This window comes from Streptomyces sp. NPDC042364 (assembly GCF_056437585.1).
Window position 1 is genome coordinate 518,564 of record NZ_JBWKAJ010000001.1, and the last position, 22,500, is coordinate 541,063.

17 protein-coding genes are annotated in these 22,500 nt (G+C 71.7%); 8 read left to right on the forward strand and 9 right to left on the reverse strand.

The annotated features are described in order from the left end of the window. Nucleotides 1-128: 128 nt before the first annotated feature. Both AC067N_RS02215 and AC067N_RS02220 read left to right on the forward strand, forming a co-directional pair. On the forward strand, nucleotides 129-1,130 hold the full coding sequence (locus AC067N_RS02215) for a TerC family protein (RefSeq protein WP_478676962.1): 1,002 nt from the start codon (nucleotides 129-131) through the stop codon (nucleotides 1,128-1,130). Between the two features lie 112 nt (nucleotides 1,131-1,242). Continuing rightward, nucleotides 1,243-2,343 (forward strand): calcium:cation antiporter, encoded by a 1,101-nt coding sequence (locus AC067N_RS02220; RefSeq protein WP_478676963.1) that lies wholly within the window; start codon nucleotides 1,243-1,245, stop codon nucleotides 2,341-2,343. Between the two features lie 28 nt (nucleotides 2,344-2,371). Here AC067N_RS02220 and AC067N_RS02225 read toward each other — a convergent pair whose 3' ends face one another. Then, a complete protein-coding gene (locus AC067N_RS02225; protein WP_478677180.1) occupies nucleotides 2,372-3,649 on the reverse strand; it encodes an MFS transporter in 1,278 nt (425 codons plus the stop codon). A gap of 123 nt (nucleotides 3,650-3,772) precedes the next feature. Continuing rightward, nucleotides 3,773-4,819, reverse strand: coding sequence for a S66 family peptidase (locus AC067N_RS02230; protein ID WP_478676964.1), 1,047 nt, complete (start codon nucleotides 4,817-4,819; stop codon nucleotides 3,773-3,775). Between the two features lie 100 nt (nucleotides 4,820-4,919). Here AC067N_RS02230 and aroQ point away from each other — a divergent pair, with 100 nt between their 5' ends. Then, complete coding sequence (gene aroQ, locus AC067N_RS02235) at nucleotides 4,920-5,393, forward strand: type II 3-dehydroquinate dehydratase (protein ID WP_478676965.1); 474 nt, start codon at nucleotides 4,920-4,922, stop codon at nucleotides 5,391-5,393. A gap of 73 nt (nucleotides 5,394-5,466) precedes the next feature. On the opposite strand, the gene AC067N_RS02240 is transcribed toward aroQ, so the two are convergent. From AC067N_RS02240 to AC067N_RS02250, 3 genes are read right to left on the reverse strand one after another with little or no spacing between them, the layout of a single operon-like run. Continuing rightward, the gene (locus AC067N_RS02240; protein WP_478676966.1) at nucleotides 5,467-6,285 is read right to left on the reverse strand and encodes an amino acid ABC transporter ATP-binding protein; all 819 of its coding nucleotides are present in this window, start codon (nucleotides 6,283-6,285) and stop codon (nucleotides 5,467-5,469) included. Next, complete coding sequence (locus tag AC067N_RS02245) at nucleotides 6,282-7,199, reverse strand: amino acid ABC transporter permease (protein ID WP_478676967.1); 918 nt, start codon at nucleotides 7,197-7,199, stop codon at nucleotides 6,282-6,284. The genes AC067N_RS02240 and AC067N_RS02245 overlap by 4 nt, the downstream gene beginning before the upstream one ends. Next, nucleotides 7,196-8,095, reverse strand: coding sequence for an ABC transporter substrate-binding protein (locus AC067N_RS02250; protein ID WP_478676968.1), 900 nt, complete (start codon nucleotides 8,093-8,095; stop codon nucleotides 7,196-7,198). Before AC067N_RS02250 ends, AC067N_RS02245 begins: the two co-directional genes overlap by 4 nt. 598 nt (nucleotides 8,096-8,693) lie before the next feature. Between AC067N_RS02250 and AC067N_RS02255 the strand changes: the two genes are divergently transcribed. Next, a complete protein-coding gene (locus tag AC067N_RS02255; protein ID WP_478676969.1) occupies nucleotides 8,694-8,909 on the forward strand; it encodes a hypothetical protein in 216 nt (71 codons plus the stop codon). Nucleotides 8,910-9,224: 315 nt separating this feature from the next. Here AC067N_RS02255 and AC067N_RS02260 read toward each other — a convergent pair whose 3' ends face one another. Further along, a complete protein-coding gene (locus AC067N_RS02260) occupies nucleotides 9,225-9,878 on the reverse strand; it encodes an MBL fold metallo-hydrolase (RefSeq protein WP_478676970.1) in 654 nt (217 codons plus the stop codon). A gap of 36 nt (nucleotides 9,879-9,914) precedes the next feature. Then, nucleotides 9,915-10,631 (reverse strand): maleylpyruvate isomerase family mycothiol-dependent enzyme, encoded by a 717-nt coding sequence (locus tag AC067N_RS02265; protein WP_478676971.1) that lies wholly within the window; start codon nucleotides 10,629-10,631, stop codon nucleotides 9,915-9,917. Nucleotides 10,632-10,854: 223 nt separating this feature from the next. On the opposite strand from AC067N_RS02265, the gene uvrA reads away from it, so the two are divergent. Further along, complete coding sequence (gene uvrA, locus AC067N_RS02270; protein ID WP_478676972.1) at nucleotides 10,855-13,890, forward strand: excinuclease ABC subunit UvrA; 3,036 nt, start codon at nucleotides 10,855-10,857, stop codon at nucleotides 13,888-13,890. Between the two features lie 92 nt (nucleotides 13,891-13,982). Here the strand turns inward: uvrA and AC067N_RS02275 are convergent, their stop codons facing one another. Next, nucleotides 13,983-14,894: a carbohydrate kinase family protein gene (locus AC067N_RS02275; RefSeq protein ID WP_478676973.1), complete on the reverse strand. Its 912-nt coding sequence runs from the start codon at nucleotides 14,892-14,894 to the stop codon at nucleotides 13,983-13,985. A gap of 111 nt (nucleotides 14,895-15,005) precedes the next feature. Next, nucleotides 15,006-15,971, reverse strand: a complete 966-nt coding sequence (locus AC067N_RS02280; RefSeq protein WP_478676974.1) for a hypothetical protein — start codon at nucleotides 15,969-15,971, stop codon at nucleotides 15,006-15,008. Nucleotides 15,972-16,660: 689 nt separating this feature from the next. On the opposite strand from AC067N_RS02280, the gene AC067N_RS02285 reads away from it, so the two are divergent. From AC067N_RS02285 to AC067N_RS02295, 3 genes are all read left to right on the forward strand, one after another. Further along, nucleotides 16,661-18,049, forward strand: a complete 1,389-nt coding sequence (locus AC067N_RS02285) for an ABC transporter substrate-binding protein (protein WP_478676975.1) — start codon at nucleotides 16,661-16,663, stop codon at nucleotides 18,047-18,049. A 785-nt stretch (nucleotides 18,050-18,834) separates the two neighbouring features. Beyond that, the gene (locus tag AC067N_RS02290) at nucleotides 18,835-21,513 is read left to right on the forward strand and encodes a PAS domain S-box protein (protein ID WP_478677181.1); all 2,679 of its coding nucleotides are present in this window, start codon (nucleotides 18,835-18,837) and stop codon (nucleotides 21,511-21,513) included. A 303-nt stretch (nucleotides 21,514-21,816) separates the two neighbouring features. Continuing rightward, nucleotides 21,817-22,488, forward strand: coding sequence for a response regulator (locus AC067N_RS02295; RefSeq protein WP_478676976.1), 672 nt, complete (start codon nucleotides 21,817-21,819; stop codon nucleotides 22,486-22,488). Nucleotides 22,489-22,500: the final 12 nt, after the last annotated feature.

Consider the following 22,500-nt stretch of genomic DNA (forward strand, 5'->3'; position numbering starts at 1 on the left):
GATCAGACAGATCCCGGGGCGTCGGCCCGGCGGCACCAGGCGTTGTGGGACGCCCTGGAGGACCGGGTGGAAGAGACCTCCGGTAGCGATGACGCTGCAATTTGCCGTTACGTACTGCCGGAGGCGCAGTGGATGTTTCCACGACCCTGTGGGTCCTGACAGTGGTGGGCCTTGCCGCCCTCATCGCGGTCGACTTCTTCATCGGCCGCAAGCCCCATGACGTGTCCATCAAGGAAGCCGGGATCTGGACGGTCGTCTGGATCGTCCTGGCCGCTCTCTTCGGACTCGGACTGTTCGTCTTCGCCGGCGGCCAGCCGGCCGGAGAGTTCTTCGCCGGCTTCATCACCGAGAAGTCGCTGAGCGTCGACAACCTCTTCGTCTTCGTCCTGATCATGGCGAAGTTCGCGGTGCCCTCGCAGTACCAGCAGCGGGTGCTCCTGATCGGTGTGCTGATCGCCCTGGTGCTCCGCGCGATATTCATCGCCGCGGGCGCGGCGATCCTCGCCAGCTTCGCCTGGGTCTTCTACATCTTCGGCGCGTTCCTGATCTACACCGCCTGGAAGCTCATCCAGGAGGCCAGGGCCGAAGAGGAGGACGAGGACTGGGAGGAGAACAAGCTCCTCAAGGCCGCCGAGAAGCGCTTCGGTGTCGCGGACCGTTACCACGGCACCAAGCTGTGGATCGAGCAGAACGGCAAGCGCGTCATGACGCCGATGCTCGTCGTGATGCTCGCGATCGGCACCACCGACGTGCTCTTCGCGCTGGACTCGATCCCGGCGATCTTCGGTCTGACGCAGGACCCGTACATCGTGTTCACGGCCAACGCGTTCGCGCTGATGGGCCTGAGGCAGCTGTACTTCCTCATCGGCGGACTGCTGAAGAAGCTGGTGCACCTGTCCTACGGCCTGTCGGTCATCCTCGGCTTCATCGGTGTGAAGCTGGTGTTGCACGCGCTGCACGAGTCCGGCGTCCATGTGCCCGAGATCTCCATCCCGGTCTCCCTCGGCGTGATCTGCTCGGTCCTGATCGTCACCACGATCACCAGCCTGATGGCCTCCAGGAAGCAGGCGGCGGCCGAGGCGGAGCAGCAGCGGACCGAAGGCGCCGAGAAGGACAGCATCGAGGCCTGACGGCGGCCGCCACCCAGCACGGCAACGAACGAAGGGGCCCCGCCCACCGAAGACGCGCATTCACGCCGTCGACCGGAGTGCGGGGCCCTTTCACGTCTGAAAGGATCACCGCATGCTCGCTCGACTCCGGTCGCTCACGGCGCGATGGACCGCCGCCGTGCCGGTGGCCGCGGTCGTCCTGCTCGTTCTCACCTGGGGGCGCGAGCTTCCCGGGGCGCTCGTCGCCCTGGTGACGCTGGTGCTGGCGGGGGCCGTCCTCGCCGCCGTCCACCACGCCGAGGTGGTCGCCCACCGGGTGGGCGAACCGTTCGGATCGCTGGTCCTCGCGGTCGCGGTGACGATCATCGAGGTCGCGCTGATCGTCACGCTCATGGCCGACGGCGGCGACAAGAGCTCCACCCTCGCCCGGGACACCGTCTTCGCGGCGGTGATGATCACCTGCAACGGCATCGTCGGCCTGTGTCTGCTCGTCGCCTCCCTGCGCCACGGACTCGCCGTCTTCAACCCGGAGGGCACCGGCGCGGCTCTCGCCACGGTCGCGACCCTGGCCACGCTCAGCCTCGTCCTGCCGACCTTCACCACCAGCAAGCCCGGCCCGGAGTTCTCCACGGCCCAGCTCACCTTCGCGGCGCTGGCGTCACTGCTGCTGTACGGCCTCTTCGTGGCGACCCAGACCGTGCGTCACCGCGACTACTTCCTGCCGATCACCCGGCACGGCGAGGTGATCACCGCCGACGACCACGCCGAGGCGCCGACCGCCCGCACCGCCGCGGTCAGCCTCGGCCTGCTCGGCCTCGCGCTCGTCGGCGTGGTCGGCCTCGCCAAAGGGGTCTCACCGACCATCGAGTCCGGTGTGCAGGCGGCGGGACTGCCGCACGCCGTCGTCGGTGTGGTCATCGCGCTGCTCGTGCTGCTTCCCGAGACGATCGCCGCCCTGCGCGCCGCCCGCCGCGACCGCGTCCAGACCAGCCTCAACCTCGCCCTCGGTTCCGCGATGGCGAGCATCGGTCTGACCATCCCGGCGGTCGCCCTGGCCTCGCTCTGGCTCTCCGGCCCGCTCGTCCTCGGCCTCGGCGCGACCCATATGGTGCTGCTCGCCCTGACCGTCGTGGTGGCCTCCCTGACCGTGGTGCCGGGGCGCGCCACGCCGCTCCAGGGGGGCGTGCACCTGGTGCTGTTCGCGGCGTACCTGGAACTCGCGGTGACCCCGTAGCGGTGCGCCGGTCCGTGCCCCCGTCCGCTCACCCCGCGGTGGCCTCCGCCGCCTCGGCCGTGGCCTTCGGGACCGGCCGGGTCTCCGGCAGCAGCGTGAAGCAGCCGAGGCTCAGCAGGGCGATCCCCGTCAGATAGGCGCCCACCCCCCAGGGCACCCGGCCGCCCTGGGACAGGGCGGTGGCCACGATCGGGGTCAGGGCGCCGCCGAGGACCCCGCCGAGGTTGTAGCCCACCGCGGCTCCCGTGCACCGCACCCGGGGCTCGTACAGCTCCGGCAGATAGGCGGCGATGACGGCGAACATCGTGACGAACGCGAGCATCGCCACCAGGAAGCCGCCGAACATGAGCAGGGGCTCGCCGGTCGACAGCAGCGCGACCATCGGGAGCATCCACAGCACGGTGGCGGTGCAGCCGGCCAGGCACATCGGGCGCCGCCCGTACCGGTCGCCGAGCACGGCCGCCACCGGGGTGAGCGCTCCCTTCACCACCACCGCTCCCATGACGCAGGTCAGCATGACGGTACGGCTCACCCCGAGCCGTTCGGTGCCGTAGGCGAGGGACCAGGTCGTCACCGCGTAGAACACCGCGTACCCGATGGCGAGCGCCCCGGCCGTCAGCAGGACGAGCCGCCAGTGGCCGCGCACCACCTCGGCGAGCGGCACACGCGCGTGGTCCTCGATCTCCAGGAACCGCGGGCTCTCCACGAGCGAGGACCGCAGCCACAGCCCGGCCACGGCCAGCACGCCCGCCGCCCAGAACGGCACCCGCCATCCCCAGGAGGCGAACTGGGCGTCCGTCAGGGTCGCCGACAGCGCGAGCATCACCCCGTTGGCCAGCAGAAAGCCCACCGCGGGGCCGACCTGCGGGAAGCTCGACCACAGCCCTCGCCGCTCGGCCGGCGCGTGCTCCGCCGTCAGCAGCACCGCCCCGCCCCACTCCCCGCCGAGCCCGAGCCCCTGCAGGAAGCGCAGGACCAGCAGCAGGAAGGGGGCGGCCACACCGATCGAGTCGAACGTGGGGACACAGCCGACGGCCACGGTCGCGCCGCCGGTCATCAGCAGGGAGGCGACCAGGACCGGGCGCCGGCCGTGCCGGTCCCCGATGTGTCCGAAGAGCACCGAGCCCAGCGGCCGGGCCACGAAGCCGACCCCGAAGGTCGCGAAGGCCGCGAGAGTGCCCGCCAGCGGCGAGAACGTCGGGAAGAACAGCGGTCCCAGGACGAGGGCCGCCGCCGTCCCGTAGACGAAGAAGTCGTAGAACTCGATGGCCGTCCCGGCGAGCGAGGCGGACGCGAGTCGCAGCAGGGAGGGCGGGTTCACGGGCCGTGCACTGTCCATGCCGCGTCAACCACCCAGCCTGGCGAGCGGTTACGGGGCGTGCGGGGGCCCGTTCGACGTGCCTGTGTCCCAGGGGGGCGGCAACCGTGCTCAGTAGGTCACGGTGATGCGCCGGGCGGGACCGTCCACGCGGATCACACCGCCGTAGGGGATGACGACCTGCGGATCGGTGTGTCCGAGATCGACGTCGAAGACGACCGTGGTGTCCGGCGCGTACACACGCATCGCGCGCAGCACCGCCTCCCGCTGGCCGGCGGCGTAACGCTCGGCCGCCTCCGGGCTGTTGGGCTTTTCGAAGGACCAGGTCTTGGGGCGGCCCATCAGGAGCGCGGAGAAGCGGCCGAGCAGCCCGCGCTCGCCCATGTTCCGCAGTGTCCGGAAGACCTCCTCGCCGCTCGGCAGTTCCTCCGAGGTCTCCAGGAAGAGCACCCCTCCGTCGAACACGGACAGGTCGCGCGGCACCTCGCGGTCGGCCATCAGCAGCCAGCCCAGGATCTCCAGACAACCGCCCCAACCGCGCCCCTCCACCACGCGGTCGGCGTTCGCCCAGGTCCATCCGGCGCCGGGCCGGCTCTCCGGCTCCGCGTCGAAGGTCGCCGGGTCGGCCCAGTCGCGTTCGATGTCGTTGAAGCGCTCGGCGGGCCGCAGTTCGTACGGCCCCGAGGCGAACAGCGCGGCGCGCAGCGACTCGGCGGTCACCGGGTTCATGGCGCCGGGCCTGCCCAGCGCGGTCATCACGGTTCCGCCGTGGTAGCCGACGATCCCGGAGTTGTACAGGAACGCCAGCAGGTTGGTGTTGTCGCTGACCCCGAAGAACGGCTTGGGGTTGGCCCGGATCAACTCCCGGTCCAGCAGCGGCAGGACGGTGATCTGGTCGTCGCCGCCGATGGAGGTGAACACCGCCTTCACCTCAGGGTCGGCGAAGGCGGCGTGGACGTCGTCGGCACGCTGCTGGGGTGTCGCGCCCATCGTGCGGGTCGTCGGGTACTCGACCGGTTCGAGTCCGTACTCCTTCCGCAGCCGCTCCAGACCGAGTTCGAAGGGCCGGGGGAAGAGGCCGGGCAGACCGGCGCCGGGTGAGATGACGGCCACCCGGTCGCCGGGCGACGGCTTGGGGGGATACATGGGCATGGTCATGACGGGAGGCTATGGCCTCTCACCAGGGCATCGCATCGTGATAAACCGGGTCCCAGCAGCGGCCCCGGCGGGCCGCCCACCCGAACGGACCGGAGGAACCGTGCCCCGCAGCCTCGCCCACGCCCCGATCATGATCCTCAACGGGCCCAACCTGAACCTGCTGGGCCAGCGGCAGCCCGAGATCTACGGTTCCGACACGCTCGCCGACGTCGAGGCCATGTGCGCCAAGGCCGCGGCCGCACACGGCGGCACGGTCGACTTCCGGCAGTCCAACCACGAGGGCGAACTGGTCGACTGGATCCACGAGGCACGCCTCAGTCACTGCGGGATCGTCATCAACCCCGGCGCCTACTCGCACACCTCCGTGGCGATCCTGGACGCCCTCAACACCTGCGACGGCCTGCCGGTCCTGGAGGTCCACATCTCCAACATCCACCAGCGGGAGGCGTTCCGGCACCACTCGTACGTCTCGCTGCGCGCCGACGGCGTGATCGCCGGGTGCGGCGTGCAGGGCTACGTGTTCGGTGTGGAGCGGGTGGCCGCGCTGGCAGGCAAGGGGAAGGCGGAGGCGTAACAACCGGTCGCCTGGAGCACGCCGCTACCGACCCGACTCGCTGTTTCCGGGCCGTGCTGCTCGCGCGACTCCCTCACAGGCGGCCCGAGTCGACGATCCGCCGCAGGAAGCGCCGGGTGCGCTCCTGCCGCGGGTCGCCGAAGATCTCCTCGGCGGTCCCGCGCTCCAGCACCACCCCGCCGTCCAGAAAACAGACCTGGTCGGCGACATCGCGGGCGAAGCCCATCTCGTGCGTGGCGAGGACCATCGTCATGCCCTCGTCCTTCAGATCCCGGACGACGGTGAGGACCTCGCCCACGAGTTCCGGGTCGAGGGCGGCGGTGATCTCGTCGAGGAGCAGCAGCCGGGGCCGTACGGCCAACGCGCGGACGATCGCGACGCGTTGCTGCTGCCCGCCGCTCAGCCGGTCCGGGTACTCGCCCGCCCTGGCGCCGAGCCCCAGCCGGTCGAGCAGCTCACGGGCCCGGTCCTCCGCCTCCGCCCGGCCCACGCCGTGCACCCGGCGCGGAGCGAGGGTGATGTTCTCCAGCACGGTCATGTGCGGGAACAGGTTGTACGACTGGAAGACAACGCCGATACGGCGCCGAACCGCGTCCTGGTCCACCCGCGGGTCGGTGATCTCCTCGCCGTCCAGCCAGATCGCCCCGTCGTCGATCTCCTCCAGCAGGTTGGCGCAGCGCAGCAGCGTCGACTTGCCGGACCCGGAGGCGCCGATCAGCGCCGTCACGGTGTGCGGGGCGACCTCCAGGTCGACGCCCCGCAGGACGGGCGAACCGCCGAAGGTCTTGCGGACGGACTCCATCCGCAGCACGGGGCCGGTGCCGGACACCCCGGGCACCCCGGATGCCCCGGACACCCCGGGCACCCCGGGCGCCTTGCGGACGTCGCTCATATCGTGCCTCCCTGGGCCCGCCGCCGGTCCATCCGGGCCGTGACCCAGTCGGTGAAGCGGGTCATCGGGATGGTCAGGGCGACGAAGACCAGTCCCGCGACGATGTACGGCGTGTAGTTCAGGCTGCGGCCCGCGATGATGTCGGCGGCGCGCACGGCGTCGACGGCACCGCCGATCGAGACCAGACCGGTGTCCTTCTGCAACGACACCAGGTCGTTGAGGAGCGGCGGCACCTGACGGCGTACCGCCTGGGGCAGCACGACGTGCCGCAGGGCCTGCCGGTTGGTGAGACCGAGCGAGCGGGCCGCCGCGCGCTGCGAGGGGTGCACGGACTCGATGCCGGCGCGGAACACCTCGGCGACGTACGCCGAGTACGTCAGCGTCAGCGCGGTACCGCCGAGCAGGACCGGGTCGACGGTCACGCCCTGGAGGCGGAGCGCCGGGACCCCCAGGACGACGATCATCAGGTTGATGATCAGCGGGAGACCGCGGAAGAAGTCGGTGTACGCGGCGGCCAGCGCCCGCACCGGGAAGAACACCGGGCCGCGCAGGGTCCGCGCGACGGCGATGAGCATGCCGAGGACGAGCACGGCGACACCGCACACCAGCAGCAGCCGGACGTTGAGCCAGAGCCCTTCGAGTACCTTGGGCAGCGCCTCGCGCGCGTACTCGGCGCTGAAGAACGTCTCCTTGGTGCGCGGCCAGCCGGGCGCGTTGACGACGACCACATAGAGGACGACGGCCGTGACGAGGGTCGACAGGGCGGCGATGCCCGTGGCCCGACGGGACCGGACGCGCTTGTAGCGCTCCCGTTCGAGCCGTCGCGCGGAGGGGACGTAGCCGTCGTCCCCGCCGGGCATGCCGCCGTCGTCGTCCGCGCCGTCCCGGCCCGGCTCCTCCTTCACGACGGTCACTTGAGCACCGGGGCGTCGACGGCGTCGGAGAGCCACTTCTGCTCGATCCTCGCCAGGGTGCCGTCCTCGCGCAGGGCGTCCACCGCCGCCGTCACGCACGGCGTCAGGGCGCTGCCCTTGTCGAGGACGAGGCCGAACTGCTCGGGGGTGCCGCCCCGGTTCTCGAACTGGCCGACGATCGCCGCGTCCGTCACCTCCGCGGCGGTGATGTAGAACGCGGTCGGCAGGTCGACGACGATCGCGTCGATCTGGCCGTTCTTGAGGGCGGACTTGGCCTGGTCGTTCTTGGCGTAGGCGGCGGGGTCCCGGCTCGGCTTCACCACGTCGTCGATGTAGTCCAGGCTGGTCGTGCCGACCTGGGCGCCCAGGTGGAGGCCCTTGAGGTCGGCGACGCTCTTCGCCTTCGCGGCCCTGGAGCCCTTCAGGGCGATGACGGCCTGACGGACGTCGTAGTACCCCGACGAGAAGTCCACGGCCTTCTTGCGCTCGTCGCTGACGGACACCTGGTTGATGTCGAAGTCGAAGGTCTTCTCACCCGGCGCGAACGCCTTGTTGAACGGCACGGACTGCCAGACGACGTCCGCCCTGCCGTAGCCGAGCTGCTTCGCCACGGCGTACGCGACCGCCGACTCGAAGCCCTCGCCGTTCTTCGGGTCGTCGTCCTTGAACCACGGCTCGTACGCGGGGGAGTCGGTGGCGACGGTCAGCTTCCCGGCCGCTTCGGTGCGCAACCCGCCCTTGGCGCACGCCGCCCCGGTCGCCGAGGCGGAGGCTTTGCCGGACGTGTCCTCCTCCGGCTGCGGGGCGCACCCGGCCGCGACCGTGGCGAACAGGGCGGCGGTGGCGGCCAGGACGGCGCGACGGGGCGGGCGCGGGGCTCGGAGGGCAGTACGCATGGCGGGAGACTGACAGCGCGACATACCGTTTGTCGAGGTCACGTCGGCAAGAGTCCGCATAGTGGGAACGCGTGTTGCAATTCCGTGAACCCTCGCCAGGGGACCGCGGACAGCGCCGGCGCGCGAACGGTGGAGAGCGCGGGCGGGGCCGCCGGCCGAGGGCGGGGATGGGGAGGCCGGCGGCCCGTCCACGTGGGAGCCGTCATCCCGCGCGGACCTGTCTTCCAGTGGACTACGCCAGGGCGTGCGCCGGGAGCGCGCGCGTGACACCGGCGTGTGCGTTCGATTCACACGGGGCGCGTGAGGGCACGCCAAGCGCCCCCGTCGTACGGCTCAGCAACTGCCTTACGGCACAGGAGTGTTCGCCAACCATGGGCGCGCCACCGTCACCTCTTGAACCCACAGTCACAACCCTCACAACAGAACCGACAGCGCCTTCGGCGCGTAGCGCCGCTGACGTCCGTGGGACTGGTGCAGGTAGTAGCGCGCGCGAGGCTGAAAGCGGCTCCGCCGCGACGGGAAAGACCACCTCGTCGGGGAAGGGCAGCGGAAGGCGCGCGTACCGGGACCGCGTGACGACCAGGCCGACGCCGAGGCCGTGGCCTGCCGCGAGGTAGAGGCCGGCCTGCCTCCCGCCCTCCTGCCGTACGGGCACATCCCCAAGCGCAACCGGAAGGCGGTCCTGGAAGCCCTCGACTCCCGGACCCCGCAGCAGCTCGCCGACCGCGCGGCCCGCCGCTGGCTGACCTACCGCTACGAGGTCGCCCTCCACGACGAGGGCCTGCGCTCCCGGTCGGCGTCGCCCTGGAGCTGATCGCCCCCACCCCGTACTGCCCTGACCTGTCCCGCGAGGTGTAGGGGGTGGGGGCGTGCTCATGGGGTGGCGGCTCCATGGTGTGTCTTGTCAAGGAGGCTTCACGGTCAGTCCCACCGACTCCCGGCCCCTTGGCCGACCACTTGACTCCTGCGCTGCCCACGGGTTCCTGCGGACAGAGGCGAACTGCACCAGGGCGTGGTGCACCGCGAAGTCCTTGCCGTTCCGGGTGAGGGTGAGAGTGCCGACCGAACGCCCGGCTACCTCGCTGCGCATGTGCGGGCCGGCCGTACAGAACCAGTCGTCGTTGAGCGGTTACCAGCCTCGTGCGCGCCACTCCGCGAGGTGGGGCCGCTCCGTGCCGATGGTGGTGTCGTTGCCGTGGCCGGGGTAGATCCACGTCTCGTCGGGCAGGACGTCGAAGAGCTTGGTCTCCAGGCCGCCCATCAGGGAGTTGAACTCCTCCGGACGTGTTGTCCTGCCAGGACCGCCCGGGAAGAGGCAGTCCCCGGTGAACACATGGGGATGCCCGTGCGGGTCGTCGTAGACCAGGGCGATCGAACCCGGCGTGTGGCCCACCAGGTGGCGCGCGGTCAGCTCCACGCGCCCCACCCGGATCGTGTCGCCGTCGTCGACGAGCACATCGGTCGGCACCGGGATGCCCTCGGCGTCGTCCCGCCCCGCGTACGTACGGGCGCCGGTCGCCGCCACCACCTCGGCGAGTGCCTGCCAGTGGTCGCCGTGCCGATGGGTGGTGACGACGGACGCGATGCCGTCGTCACCGATCAGCGTGAGGAGGGTGCCCGCGTCGTTCGCGGCGTCGATCAGCACCTGCTCGTCGGTGGCCCGGCAGCGCAACAGATAGGCGTTGTTGTCCATCGGGCCCACCGCGACCTTGGAGATCATCAGGTCCGGCAGCTCGTGCACATCCGCAGGGCCGCCGACCTTCACCGCTCCGCTGTACGTCATGGCCGTCAGTCTAGGCCGCGGGCGGACCCGCGGCCGCTACAGCGCGGGCAGCGACGGCAGGGCGCCGCCCTCGACGCGCAGGGCGGCGCCGTCGCGCCGTCCGGCGAGCCAGCCGAGCAGGTCGGCCCGGCGGCCGGTGACCATGAGCGTGTGGCCGCCGCTCTCCAGCTGCTCCGGGGTGAGGCCCCTGACGGCTCCGGTGAAGAGCAGCCGCCCGTCGTCCTGCTTGATCGTCACCGCGGGGACGGCTGGGTGGTCGCGGAACCGCTCGGTCAGGAAGTTGATCTCGCGCTGCGTGAATTCCTCCGGCAGGTCCTCCAGCTCGTACCCGATGCCGAGGTCCACGTGGTGCAGCTCCACCTCGATCCAGCGCCGGAACGGCACCCGGGACGCCGAGTCGGTGACGCCGTTGCGCAGCTCGACGGTGCGGGACCAGTCAGGGAACACCGAGGCGGCGTCCTGGAAGCGGCCCGCGCTCTCCCGTACGTCGGCGAGCTGCACATCGAGGGGCCGCGGCGCGTCGCGCCCGATGTCGGCGTCCCTGGCCTCGCCGGACGCGTACATGGGACGCCCTTCGAGGACGTTCACGAGGGCGTCCGCGTTGCGGGCGAGATGGGCGAGCACATGGCCGCGGGTCCAGCCGGGCAGCCGTGACGGCTGGGTCACAGCCGCGTTGTCCAACTTGGCGACTGCGGTGAGGAGCCGCTCGGTCGCTTCCCGTACAGAGTCCAGGTCACGCGCGTGGAAATTCATGAGGCCGACCCTAGTCGTGCCACCCCTTCGGGTGAAGGCGGTGGACCCCGGCCCAAAATCGAATGCACGTGCTATATGGTCGAGTCCTGCGTCGGGCATGCTGGAAGGTCCGGGATTGTTGTGGAACGGGGAAACAGGACCGGCGCTGTCAGTGGCTCCCCCTAGTCTGTGAAGGACGGGGGCTCCGCTCCTGTCACTTCACTCAAGAAAGGTGCGGACCGGCGTGGCCGACCGTCTCATCGTCCGTGGCGCGCGCGAGCACAACCTGAAGAACGTCTCGCTCGACCTCCCACGCGACTCGCTCATCGTCTTCACGGGCCTGTCGGGGTCGGGCAAGTCCTCGCTGGCCTTCGACACGATCTTCGCGGAGGGCCAGCGCCGGTACGTCGAGTCGCTGTCCTCCTACGCCCGGCAGTTCCTCGGCCAGATGGACAAGCCGGACGTCGACTTCATCGAGGGTCTGTCCCCGGCGGTCTCCATCGACCAGAAGTCGACCTCGCGCAACCCGCGCTCGACGGTCGGCACGATCACCGAGGTCTACGACTACCTCCGGCTGCTCTTCGCGCGCATCGGCAAGCCGCACTGCCCGCAGTGCCGCCGCCCCATCTCCCGGCAGTCGCCGCAGGCCATCGTGGACCGGGTGCTGGAGCTGCCCGAGGGCAGCCGCTTCCAGGTGCTGTCCCCGCTGGTGCGGGAGCGCAAGGGCGAGTTCGTCGACCTCTTCGCGGACCTCCAGACCAAGGGCTACAGCCGTGCGCGGGTGGACGGGGAGACCGTCCAGCTCTCCAGCCCGCCCACCCTGAAGAAGCAGGAGAAGCACACCATCGAGGTGGTCGTCGACCGCCTCACGGTGAAGGACTCCGCCAAGCGCCGGCTCACCGACTCCGTGGAGACGGCCCTCGGCCTGTCCGGCGGCATGGTGGTGCTCGACTTCGTCGACCTCCCCGAGGACGACCCCGAGCGCGAGCGCATGTTCTCGGAGCACCTGTACTGCCCGTACGACGACCTGTCCTTCGAGGAGCTGGAGCCCCGCTCCTTCTCCTTCAACTCGCCCTTCGGCGCCTGCCCCGACTGCACCGGCATCGGCACGCGCATGGAGGTCGACCCGGAGCTGATCGTCCCGGACGAGGACAAGTCGCTCGACGAGGGTGCCATCCACCCCTGGTCGCACGGCCACACCAAGGACTACTTCGGCCGCCTCATCGGCGCCCTCGCCGACGCGCTGGGCTTCCGGACCGACATCCCCTTCGCCGGTCTCCCGCAGCGCGCGAAGAAGGCCCTGCTGTACGGCCACAAGACGCAGATCGAGGTCCGCTACCGCAACCGGTACGGCCGCGAGCGGGTGTACACCACGGCCTTCGAGGGCGCGGTCCCCTTCGTGAAGCGGCGGCACAGCGAGGCCGAGAGCGACGCCAGCCGGGAGCGCTTCGAGGGCTATATGCGCGAGGTGCCCTGCCCCACCTGTGAGGGCACCCGTCTGAAGCCGATCGTCCTCGCTGTCACGATCATGGAGAAGTCGATCGCCGAGGTCTCCGCGATGTCCATCAGCGACTGCGCGGACTTCCTGGGCGAGCTGAAGCTGGGCGCCCGTGACAAGAAGATCGCCGAGCGGGTGCTGAAGGAGGTCAACGAACGACTTCGGTTCCTGGTCGACGTCGGCCTGGACTACCTCTCGCTGAACCGCGCGGCCGGCACCCTCTCCGGCGGTGAGGCCCAGCGCATCCGCCTCGCCACCCAGATCGGCTCGGGACTCGTCGGCGTGCTCTACGTCCTCGACGAACCCTCCATCGGTCTGCACCAGCGGGACAACCACCGGCTCATCGAGACCCTGGTCCGGCTGCGCGACATGGGCAACACGCTCATCGTCGTCGAGCACGACGAGGACACCATCAAGACCGCCGACTGGATCGTCGACATCGGCCCCGGCGCCGGCGAGCACGGCGGCAAGGTCGTGCACAGCGGCTCCCTGAAGGAGCTGCTGGCCAACCCCGAGTCGCAGACCGGGCAGTACCTGTCGGGCAGGAAGTCCATCCCGCTGCCCGACATCCGCCGCCCGCTCGACCCGAGCAGGCAGCTCACCGTGCACGGCGCCCGGGAGAACAACCTCCAGGACATCGACGTGTCCTTCCCGCTCGGCGTCTTCACCGCCGTCACGGGCGTCTCGGGTTCCGGCAAGTCCACGCTGGTCAACGACATCCTGTACACCCACCTGGCGCGCGAGCTGAACGGTGCGCGGAACGTCCCGGGACGCCACACACGGGTGGACGGCGACGACCTCGTCGACAAGGTCGTGCACGTCGACCAGTCGCCCATCGGCCGCACCCCCCGGTCCAACCCGGCGACCTACACCGGCGTCTTCGACCACATCCGCAAGCTGTTCGCCGAGACCACCGAGGCGAAGGTCCGCGGCTATCTGCCCGGCCGCTTCTCCTTCAACGTCAAGGGCGGCCGCTGCGAGAACTGCGCGGGTGACGGCACCATCAAGATCGAGATGAACTTCCTCCCGGACGTCTACGTCCCGTGCGAGGTCTGCCACGGCGCCCGGTACAACCGGGAGACCCTGGAGGTCCACTACAAGGGCAAGTCCATCGCCGAGGTGCTGAACATGCCGATCGAGGAGGCCACGGACTTCTTCGAGGCCGTCCCCGCGATCGCCCGCCACCTCAACACCCTGAAGGACGTCGGCCTCGGCTACGTCCGCCTCGGCCAGGCGGCGACCACCCTCTCCGGCGGCGAGGCGCAGCGCGTGAAGCTCGCCAGCGAGCTGCAGAAGCGCTCCACCGGCCGCACGGTCTACGTCCTGGACGAGCCGACCACCGGTCTGCACTTCGAGGACATCAGCAAGCTGCTGAAGGTCCTGTCCGGCCTGGTCGACAAGGGCAACACGGTCATCGTCATCGAGCACAACCTCGACGTCATCAAGACCGCGGACTGGATCGTCGACATGGGCCCCGAGGGCGGCGCCGGCGGTGGCCTCGTCGTCGCCGAGGGCACCCCCGAGCAGATCGCCGGGGTCCCGGCCAGCCACACCGGCAAGTTCCTGCGCGAGATCCTCGACGCCGACCGGATCAGCGACGCCTCGTCGGTGAAGGCCCCGCGCAGGACCACGGCCAGGAAGGCGGTCGCCGCCGGGGCGGCCGCCAAGAAGACCGCCACCGCCCGCACCGCGAGGTCCGCCGACGGCACGGCGGCCACGAAGAAGGCGGCCACGAAGAAGGCTGCTCCCGCGAAGAAGACCACGCGGGCACGCAAGGCCTGACCCGGCCGATCCACAAGAACGGCGTGCCCCGCGGGAACCCTCCCCGCGGGGCACCGCTCGTTCCGCCGGCCCACTCCCGGTTGGGGAGGGGATCAGAGCTCGTCCACCTCTGACGCGTACGGCGGTTCCGCGCCCGCTCGGGAGCAGGTGACGGCGGCCGCGCGGGCGGCGAAGCGCAGCAGTCCGGTCCAGTCCTCGGCGCCGAGGGCGGCGAGCGAGGCCGCGGACAGGGCGTCACGCGTGGACAGACCGTGCAGGAGGGCCGCGTTCACCGTGTCACCGGCGCCGATGGTGTCGACCACATCGACTTTCTCGCCCGGCACGGAGTGCTCGGCCCCGTCGGCGGTGTAGGCGGTCAGTCCGTCTCCGCCACGGGTGACCACGACGGCCGACGGGCCGGAGGCCAGCCACTGGTCCGGTGTGCCGCCCAGCCACTCGGCGTCCTCCTCCGACAGCTTCAGCAGCGACACCGAGGGCAGCCAGCTCTTGAAGCGGGCGCGGTGGGCGGCCGCGTCGGGGATGAGCACGGGCCGGATGTTGGGGTCGAGGGCGGTGAAGACGCCCCGGGCGGCCGCGCCGTGCAGCAGCTCCTCGTACGCGCTCGCACCCGGCTCCAGGACCAGTGAGCAGGTGCCGAAGGAGACGGCCCGGGTGCCCGCGGGGAGGCGCCCGGGGGCTTCGAACAGGCGGTCGGCGCTGCCCTCGACGTAGAAGGAGTACCGGGCGGAGCCGTCCTCGCCGATCGAGGCCAGCGCGAGCGTCGTCGGCTCCGGGCCGCGCTGCACGGAGGTCACGTCCACACCGGCCTCGCGCAACCCGGTCAGCAGGGCCTCGCCGTAGACGTCGTACGACACCCGGGAGCAGAACGCCGTGGGGGAGCCGAGCCGGCCGAGCGCGACCGCCGTGTTGTAGGGCCCGCCGCCGCGCGCCGGCCGCAGATCCACGAGCGGACCCGAACCCCTCGGGACCAGGTCGATCAGGGCTTCACCGGCGACGACGATCACGGAGGAGATCCTTTCTCGGGAGTCTGGGCCGGAAGGTACCTCAGACGTCGGGCCCCGCGACGGGCGGCCCCGGCCGAGCCCCGCACGGGGTGGCACCCGGCCCGGCTCCCCTCACTCCCAGTCCCAGCCGATCCCGACGACGCCCGTGCGCACGCGGGGCTCCACCAGGTGCACGGAGCGGTGCAGTCCGCTCAGCGGGAGGGGCTGCCGGCCGCCGCGCGGGGCGGCCGGCGCATGCCGGCTGAAACGGTGGCAGCGCACCGGCAACGCCCGCTCGTCGAAGCGCACCTGGAGGGCGTACTGCCCGCCCGCCGACCGGAAGCCGCGGACGTACTCGGTGCAGACCCCGGCCGTTCCGCCGTCGACGCCGTAGCGGAACAGGAACGTGTCGCCGCTGCGCAGCCGGGTGTCGAAGAGGAACTCGGCGACGAGGACCCCCGTGTCGTCGTCCCAGCGCACCCGGCCCCGGCGGCAGTTCTCCAGGGCGCGGACCGTCATGTGTTCCGCAACGCACCCCGGTTCGCCGTGGTGGACGGCCACATAGCGGTCCACGCCGTCCCGGTGGGCCCGCACGATGTGCTGGGAGTCGCGGCCCAGCAGTTCACGGTGCGCGCCGACGCGCACCCGCTCGTGATGGCCGAGGGTGTGCACCCCGCCGTCGAGCGGCGACCCCAGTTCGCCGAGGAGGCGCTCCAGGACGGCCGGGGCCTCCACGAGGGAGCGGTAGGAGCGGTCCGCGCCGCGGACCCGCCCGGAGGTCTCCTCGGACCGGGCGAGCAGGCGGATCAGCGACTCGTCCGGAAGCTGCAGGATCTCCTCCAGGGCCCGCACCGCCCGCAGCGACTCGGGGCGCTGGGGGCGCCGGGCGCCCTGCTGCCAGTAACTCAGGCTGGTCACGCCGACCTTGACCCCGTGGCGCGAGAGATGGTGCTGCACACGCTGCAACGGCAGCCCGCGCGCGGCGATCGCGGCGCGCAGCGCCACATGGAAGGGACCACCCCGCAGGGCCGACTCCAACTCCGCCGTGGCGACGTTCGCGATCGCCGCGACGTCGGCGTGCTCTGTGGCGTGCCGCATGGAGGAGCCTTTCTGTGAGGTGCGGGTCGGCTGGCCTGACCACGCAGGGGCGGGCCGGGGCGCCCCGCGGACGCGCGGGGGCTCTCGGCGACCGCCCGTCTTCACATCCGTACGACGGCGTTCCCCGCCCTGAGTTCCCCCGCATTGAAGCGTGTTGGCAAAGTCCGGACAACACCCGGGACCGGACATGGCCGGACACCGACGGCAAGATCCCCGGTGCTCCGCAGGCCGGGGACCGGACCCCGGCAGGTCGCGCGGCGCCTGTCCCGGGAGCCTCGGGTTGTGAAGGAGCCCCCGCTCCGGAGCGGGCCGCGACCGGATTGCGGATGTCGTCCGGCGGGTGCGCGGGCAGAGGCGGCGACGGTGGCCGACGGTGACCGGCGCGCCGCCCCTCGCGAGCCGTCCGGTCCGCTCTCGCCGGCGAGGCCGGTGTTCAGCAGGACGACGTCCGGCGCCGGTTCGGCGATCCGCGCGAGAGACATGAGGACAGCCTCCCCGGCCCGTTGGCGGACGCACACCCCGGTAGCCGGAAAGTGTCGCTCCGGTCCGGTCCTCCGTGCCGTGGAATGTGCTCATGGCCTGTGCCGATCCGGTCCGTTCGCACTCACCGAGGGAATCGAACAAGCCACGGGGAGTAGCATGTCGCTGCCCTGGGGCCGAGCGGCCCGGTCGAATGGGAGAAATGCGCGATGAACGCGTCGCACAACGGCGTCGGGAGACGTCAGGTCCGTCGTGCCCTGGTGGCGGGGATGTCGGCCGCGGCACTGTTACTGGCCGGATGCAGTGCCGGTGACGAGGAGCACCGGCAGGGCGCGGGCGGCAAGGCGGCGGGCGACACGACCTGCGACGGCAGGATCGACGGCACCGCGCACATCACCCTGTGGTTCCACGCCGGGCAGAGCGGTGAACAGCGCACCCTGCGCAGCCAGGTCGAGGAGTTCAACAAGGCCCAGGGGCAGGTGCGGGTCGAACTGGTGACCCTGCCCGAGCAGCGCCCCTACACCGAACTCGTGCTGTCCGCGGCGGCCAGCGGCGATCTGCCGGACCTCCTCGACTTCGACGGCCCGAACCTCTACAGCTACGCCTGGTCCGGCAAGCTCAAGCCGATCGACTCCTGCGTGCCCGCCGAGGTCCGCGACGACCTGCTGCCCTCGATCCGGCGGCAGGGCACCTACGACGGCCGGTTGTGGGGTGTCGGAACCTTCGACTCCGGGCTCGGTCTGTATGTACGGCCCTCGGTGCTGCGCAAGGCCGGGATCCGGATCCCGAAGGGCCCGAAGGACGCCTGGACCGCCGACGAGTTGACGCGGATCCTGCGCAGGCTGCGGGCCGAGGGGTACGAGTCGCCGCTCGACCTCAACTTCGTCGACTCGAAGCGTCCCGACGAGTGGAACACCTACGCCTTCGCACCGGCCGTGTGGTCGGCGGGCGGCGACCTCATCGATCCCGAGGGCTTCCGCACGGCCGACGGCTTCCTCAACGGTCCGAAGGCGGTCAAGGCGCTCACCACCATGCAGAGTTGGGTGGAGCGGGGATACGTCGACCGGGACCAGGACAAGAGCGCGTTCGTGAAGGGCCGCGCCCCCCTGTCCTGGATGGGGCACTGGAAGTACGGCGAGTTCAGCGCGGCGCACCCGGGCGACGTGGCGATCGTGCCGCTGCCCGACTTCGGCGCCGGCACCGCCACCGGGATGGGGTCCTGGCAGTGGGGCATCCCCTCGGGCGGCGCGGACGGCGACGCGGTGTGGCGCTTCCTGGAGTATCTGCTGCGGCCGGAGCAGGTGCTGAGGATGAGCGAGGCCAACGGGGCGATCCCGGCGACGGAACGGGCCGTCGCCCTCTCCACGAAGTTCCGCGAGAACGGTCCCGAGCGGCTGTTCATCGAGCAGTTGCGCGGCGGTGTCGCCCGGCCCCGGCCGCAGACGCCCGCGTACCCGGCGATCACCCAGGCGTTCTCCCGCGCGGTCGCCGACATCGTCTTCGCGGGTGCCCCGGCCGGAAGGACGCTGGACGCGGCGGTCGAGGACATCGACAAGGACCTGGCCGCGCACGACGGTTACCCGCAGAGCGAGCCGTGACCGCCGGTTCGCCGAGGGCACCTGGACCGCCACCCGGTTCAGCGGGATGCTGAAGGCACCCTCAACCCCGTTCAGGAGGGGCCGCGGTGGCGGGCGGCGACCTGAACGAACGTTTCCCCTGTCGAGCGGCCGACGGGGGCGCGACGGGCCGCGGGCGGCCGAGGCGCGGACGACGCCGCCGAGCCGGCAAAGGCGGAACACATGCACGCGAACAACGACTCCGGGGCGGTCCTCCGGAGCTGCGCCCCCACCCCCCAGCACCCGTGAGCCCCACCATGCGCCGCACCCCCTCACCGGACCGAGCCCCGGACGCCCCCGAGCCCGCCCCACCGCCGCCCGGGCCGAGCGCCTCGCCCACGTCCGGCGACGATCCGACGTCCGGCGACCAGCCCACGCCCGGCGACCAGCCCACGCCCGGCGGCGCACCTACGCCCGGCGACGAGCCCGCCCCGGGTGACTGCCGGTCCGGCACGGGGAAGGCACCGGACGGGACCCGCCCCCCGACGGAGGAAGCGCGGGACCCGCGCGTCCCGGGGCACGCCCCGGTCGCCGCCGACGCATCCGCCGCGGGCCCCGCGAGCGAACCGTGCCCATCGGCGCCGGCCGGCCGCGTGCCGAGCCCGCGCCGCAGCGTGTCCCCGGCGGATCGCGGTTCCCGTCCGTCGCCGGAGGGCCCCGGTCGGGCCGCGCCGGTGCCGTCCCGGCGCGACGGGGCGGGCCGGTGGCGGGGCAGGGGCGTGCCGGGGGTGCCGTTCCTCGCCCGGCTGCGGGTGGGCGCCAAGCTGATGCTGCTGGTACTGCTGCCGGTGACCGTCCTGCTGGTGTTCACGGTGTTCGCCGCCGTGTCGCACGGGGAGGAGGCGCGGACGCTGCGCGACTTCGACACGGCGATCGCGGTGTCGTTCGCGACCGGCGAGGTCTCCGACGCCGTCGCGCGGGAGCGGATGGCCGCGGTGAAGGCCCGGCTGCGCCTCGAACCGGGCACGGAGCGCGAGCGCTCCGAGGCCGTGCGGGCCACCGACGACGCGCTGCGGCGGGCCTTCCGGCACGCCACCGGCCATCCGGAGCCCGACGTCGCCGGTAACCTCGACGCCGTACGCCGGCAACTCCACGCGCTGCGCGTCGAGACGGGCACCGCCTCACTCGACGCGCAGACCGTCGCCCAGCGGTACGACGCCATCGAGGACGTCCTGCTCGACACCGTCGCCACCCTGGAGTCCGGCCGCCCCACACGCGCCGCGGGCCGCGCCGCCGACGCCCACGTGGCGCTCCGCAAGGCCATCGCGGCCGCCGAACGGGAGCGGGTCGAGCTCGCCATCCTGTTCGACGTCCCGGCAGGTCAACGCCCCACCGCCGCCGGCCGCTGGACCGAACTGGAGAGGGCCCAGCTGCGCGCGTTCGAGGAGAACACCTCCGCGGCCCTCTGGGCCGACCTGCACAGCGCCATGTTCCAGGCCCCCGGCCGCGCCGTCCGCAAGGTCCGCGACCTGCTCGACGACTCCGACACCCGGCCCGCCGACTGGCCCTCGTACGACGCCTGGCTCGCCGACTCCGGGAAGTACGTCGACGATCTGCGCGTCATCCAGAGCCGGGCCATGCGGGAACTCGACGGCACCGCCGAGCACGAACTGCGGGCCACCCGGACCCGGGCCTACAGCGATCTGGCCCTCTTCCTGGCCGTCCTGTGCGCCGTCGCCGTCCTCGCGCTCGCCTTGCGCCGCTCGATCACCCGCCCCCTCGGGCAGGTCGCCGCGGGCGCGCGGGCCCTGTCCCGGGGCGACCTCTCGTACGACATCCGCTACGCCGGCCGCGACGAACTCGGGGCCGTCGTGGACACCTTCCGGGAGCTGCGGGTGACCACGGAGCGGCTGGCCGGCCAGATCCGGGGCATGAACGCGGCGATCGACGCGGGCCGCCTCGAACACCGGGCCGACGTCGACTCCTTCGACGGCACCTGGGCCCAGCTGCTCGGCGGCATGAACGAGACCATGGCGTCCTTCGCCGCCGCCCACGGCCGCCGCAGGCGCGCCGAGCGCGAACTGGAAGGCATCTTCAACCTCTCCCTGGACCTGCTCTGCATCAGTGGACTCGACGGCTACTTCAAACGCGTCAACCCGGCCTTCGAACGCACCCTCGGCCATCCCGCCGAGACCCTGACCGCCAGGCCGATGGCCGAGTTCGTCCACGAGGAGGACCGTGACAGCACCCGCGCGGCGATGGAACTGCTGGCGAGCGGTGCCGAGGTCGCCGAGTTCGAGAACCGGTACATCCGCGCGGACGGCACCGAGTGCTGGCTCCAGTGGAGCGCCCGGCCGGTCCCCGAGGAGGGCCTCATCTACGCCGCCGCCCGCGATGTCACCGAGAGCCGGCTGGCCGCCCGCGAACAGGCCGCACTGCGCCGAGTAGCCACGGAGGTGGCCCGCGGCGTGCCGCCGTCCGAGGTGTTCGCGAAGGTGGCGGAGGAGGTGGGCGCCCTGCTGAGCACGGCCGCGGCCGTCCTGCGCTACGAGACCGACGGCTACCTCACGGTCCTCGGCATCGCACGCGAACACGTCGACGGCGGCGGCGGAGCGCCACGCCTGACCCGTCGTGAGGCGGCGCGCGTGGTGATGGAGGAGGTGGCCCGGACCCGGGGCGCCGCCCGGTCGGGCACCGCCGCGGGCGCCCCCATCGTCGTCGAGGGCCGGCTGTGGGGCGTCGTCGTCGCGGCCTCGCTGCTCGGCCCGCTGCCCGAGGGCACCGAGTCCCGGCTCGCCGACTTCACCGAACTGATCGCCACCGCGATCGCCAACGCCGACAGCCGCGCCCAGCTGACCGCCTCACGCGCGCGTGTCGTCGCCGCGGGCGACGCCTCCCGGCGCCGTATCGAACGTGATCTGCACGACGGGGTGCAGCAGCGCCTGGTCTCCCTCCAACTGGAGCTGCGGATGGCGCAGACCCTCGTCGAGGACCGCGGCTCGGCACTCGGCAGGCAACTCGACCACCTGGGCAGGGGCCTCGACGAAACGTTCCAGGACCTGATCCAGGTGGCCCGGGGCATCCACCCGGCGATCCTCTCCAGGGGCGGCCTGGGCCCCGCCCTGCGCTCCCTCGCCCGCCGCTGCGCGATCCCCGTCGAACTCGGCCTCCGGCTCTCCACGCCCCGCTTCCCCGAGCCGGTCGAGGTGGCCGCGTACTACGTGACGTCGGAATGCCTGACCAATGCAGTCAAGCACGCGCACGCGAGCGCGGTGACCGTGACGGCCGAGGACACGGGCGGCGTCCTGGAGGTGGTCATCCACGACGACGGCGTGGGGGGAGCGGATCCGGGCAGGGGCTCGGGACTGATCGGGCTCATCGACCGCGTGGAGGCGATCGGCGGCCGGCTGACCATGGCCAGCCCGCCGGGCAGCGGGACGACGCTGGGCGTCCGCCTGCCCCTGGCACCGCCCACCGCGACCGGGGACGCCACGCCGCGTTCATGACCGCCCGAAGCGTACGCGGCGAGCCCCTTCAAGGGGGGGAGTGCGGGACTCGATCGGGCGTACGTTCGGGCGGTCGTGTCGGACGGCGAGACGGCCGTCCGGCTCAGCGCGCGGGTGAGCCACTCCATCCGTCTCCGCCGAGGCGACCGGCCACCCGCGACTGCACTCCGACGAGCATGACGTGCCGCCCTCGTGGTGTCGTCCCGGCTCTCCCCCAACTAGGCTTCCAGCTAGCCGTAAGACCGTGTTCAGGCAGGCTGTCGGGACGAACGGAACAGGTCGGGCAGGGGGAGACCGGGACCAATGGACGCGGATCAGCATCCGGCGCTCGGACGGGTGGTGCTCGCGGACGACGACGTACTGCTGCGCGAGGGACTGGCCAGTCTGTGCGAGCGCGTCGGCTACGAGGTCGTGGGCCAGGCCGGCGACGGCGGCGGGCTCATGGAACTCGTCGAGTCGCAGGTGCCGGACATGGCGATCATCGACATCAGGATGCCGCCGACCCAGTCCACCGAGGGACTGAAGGCGGCCCGCGTCATCCGTGAGCGGTACCCCTCGGTCGGGATCCTCGTCCTGTCGGCGTTCGTCGAGGTCGAGGACGCGCTGGAGCTGCTGGCCGGCGGGCGCAGCATCGGCTATCTGCTCAAGAGCCGGATCACCGCCGTGGACGAGTTCCTGGAGACGCTCGACCGCATCCGCCGGGGCGGCTGTGTGGTGGATCCCTCACTGGTGCAGGAACTGGTGGCCGCACAGCGCCGCGACGACCCGCTGGCCATGCTCAGCAACCGCGAGCGCGAGGTGCTCGGGCTCATGGCCGAGGGGCGCTCCAACGCGGGGATCGGCAAGCGACTGTGGGTGACCGAGGGCACCGTCGAGAAGCATGTGCGGAGCATCCTGGGCAAGCTGAGGCTGCCGGAGGAACCGGACGACCACCGCCGGGTCCTGGCCGTGCTGACGTTCCTGGAGACACGCTAGGGGTGCTGTCCC

Coding starts and splice junctions, on each gene's coding strand:
- AC067N_RS02220 (WP_478676963.1), top strand. CDS start 1,243: ATGCTCGCTCGACTCCGGTCGCTCACGGCGCGATGGACCGCCGCCGTG.
- AC067N_RS02230 (WP_478676964.1), bottom strand. CDS start 4,819: ATGACCATGCCCATGTATCCCCCCAAGCCGTCGCCCGGCGACCGGGTG.
- AC067N_RS02240 (WP_478676966.1), bottom strand. CDS start 6,285: ATGAGCGACGTCCGCAAGGCGCCCGGGGTGCCCGGGGTGTCCGGGGCA.
- AC067N_RS02250 (WP_478676968.1), bottom strand. CDS start 8,095: ATGCGTACTGCCCTCCGAGCCCCGCGCCCGCCCCGTCGCGCCGTCCTG.
- AC067N_RS02260 (WP_478676970.1), bottom strand. CDS start 9,878: ATGACGTACAGCGGAGCGGTGAAGGTCGGCGGCCCTGCGGATGTGCAC.
- AC067N_RS02265 (WP_478676971.1), bottom strand. CDS start 10,631: ATGAATTTCCACGCGCGTGACCTGGACTCTGTACGGGAAGCGACCGAG.
- AC067N_RS02280 (WP_478676974.1), bottom strand. CDS start 15,971: ATGCGGCACGCCACAGAGCACGCCGACGTCGCGGCGATCGCGAACGTC.
- AC067N_RS02285 (WP_478676975.1), top strand. CDS start 16,661: ATGAACGCGTCGCACAACGGCGTCGGGAGACGTCAGGTCCGTCGTGCC.
- AC067N_RS02290 (WP_478677181.1), top strand. CDS start 18,835: ATGCTGCTGGTACTGCTGCCGGTGACCGTCCTGCTGGTGTTCACGGTG.
- AC067N_RS02295 (WP_478676976.1), top strand. CDS start 21,817: ATGGACGCGGATCAGCATCCGGCGCTCGGACGGGTGGTGCTCGCGGAC.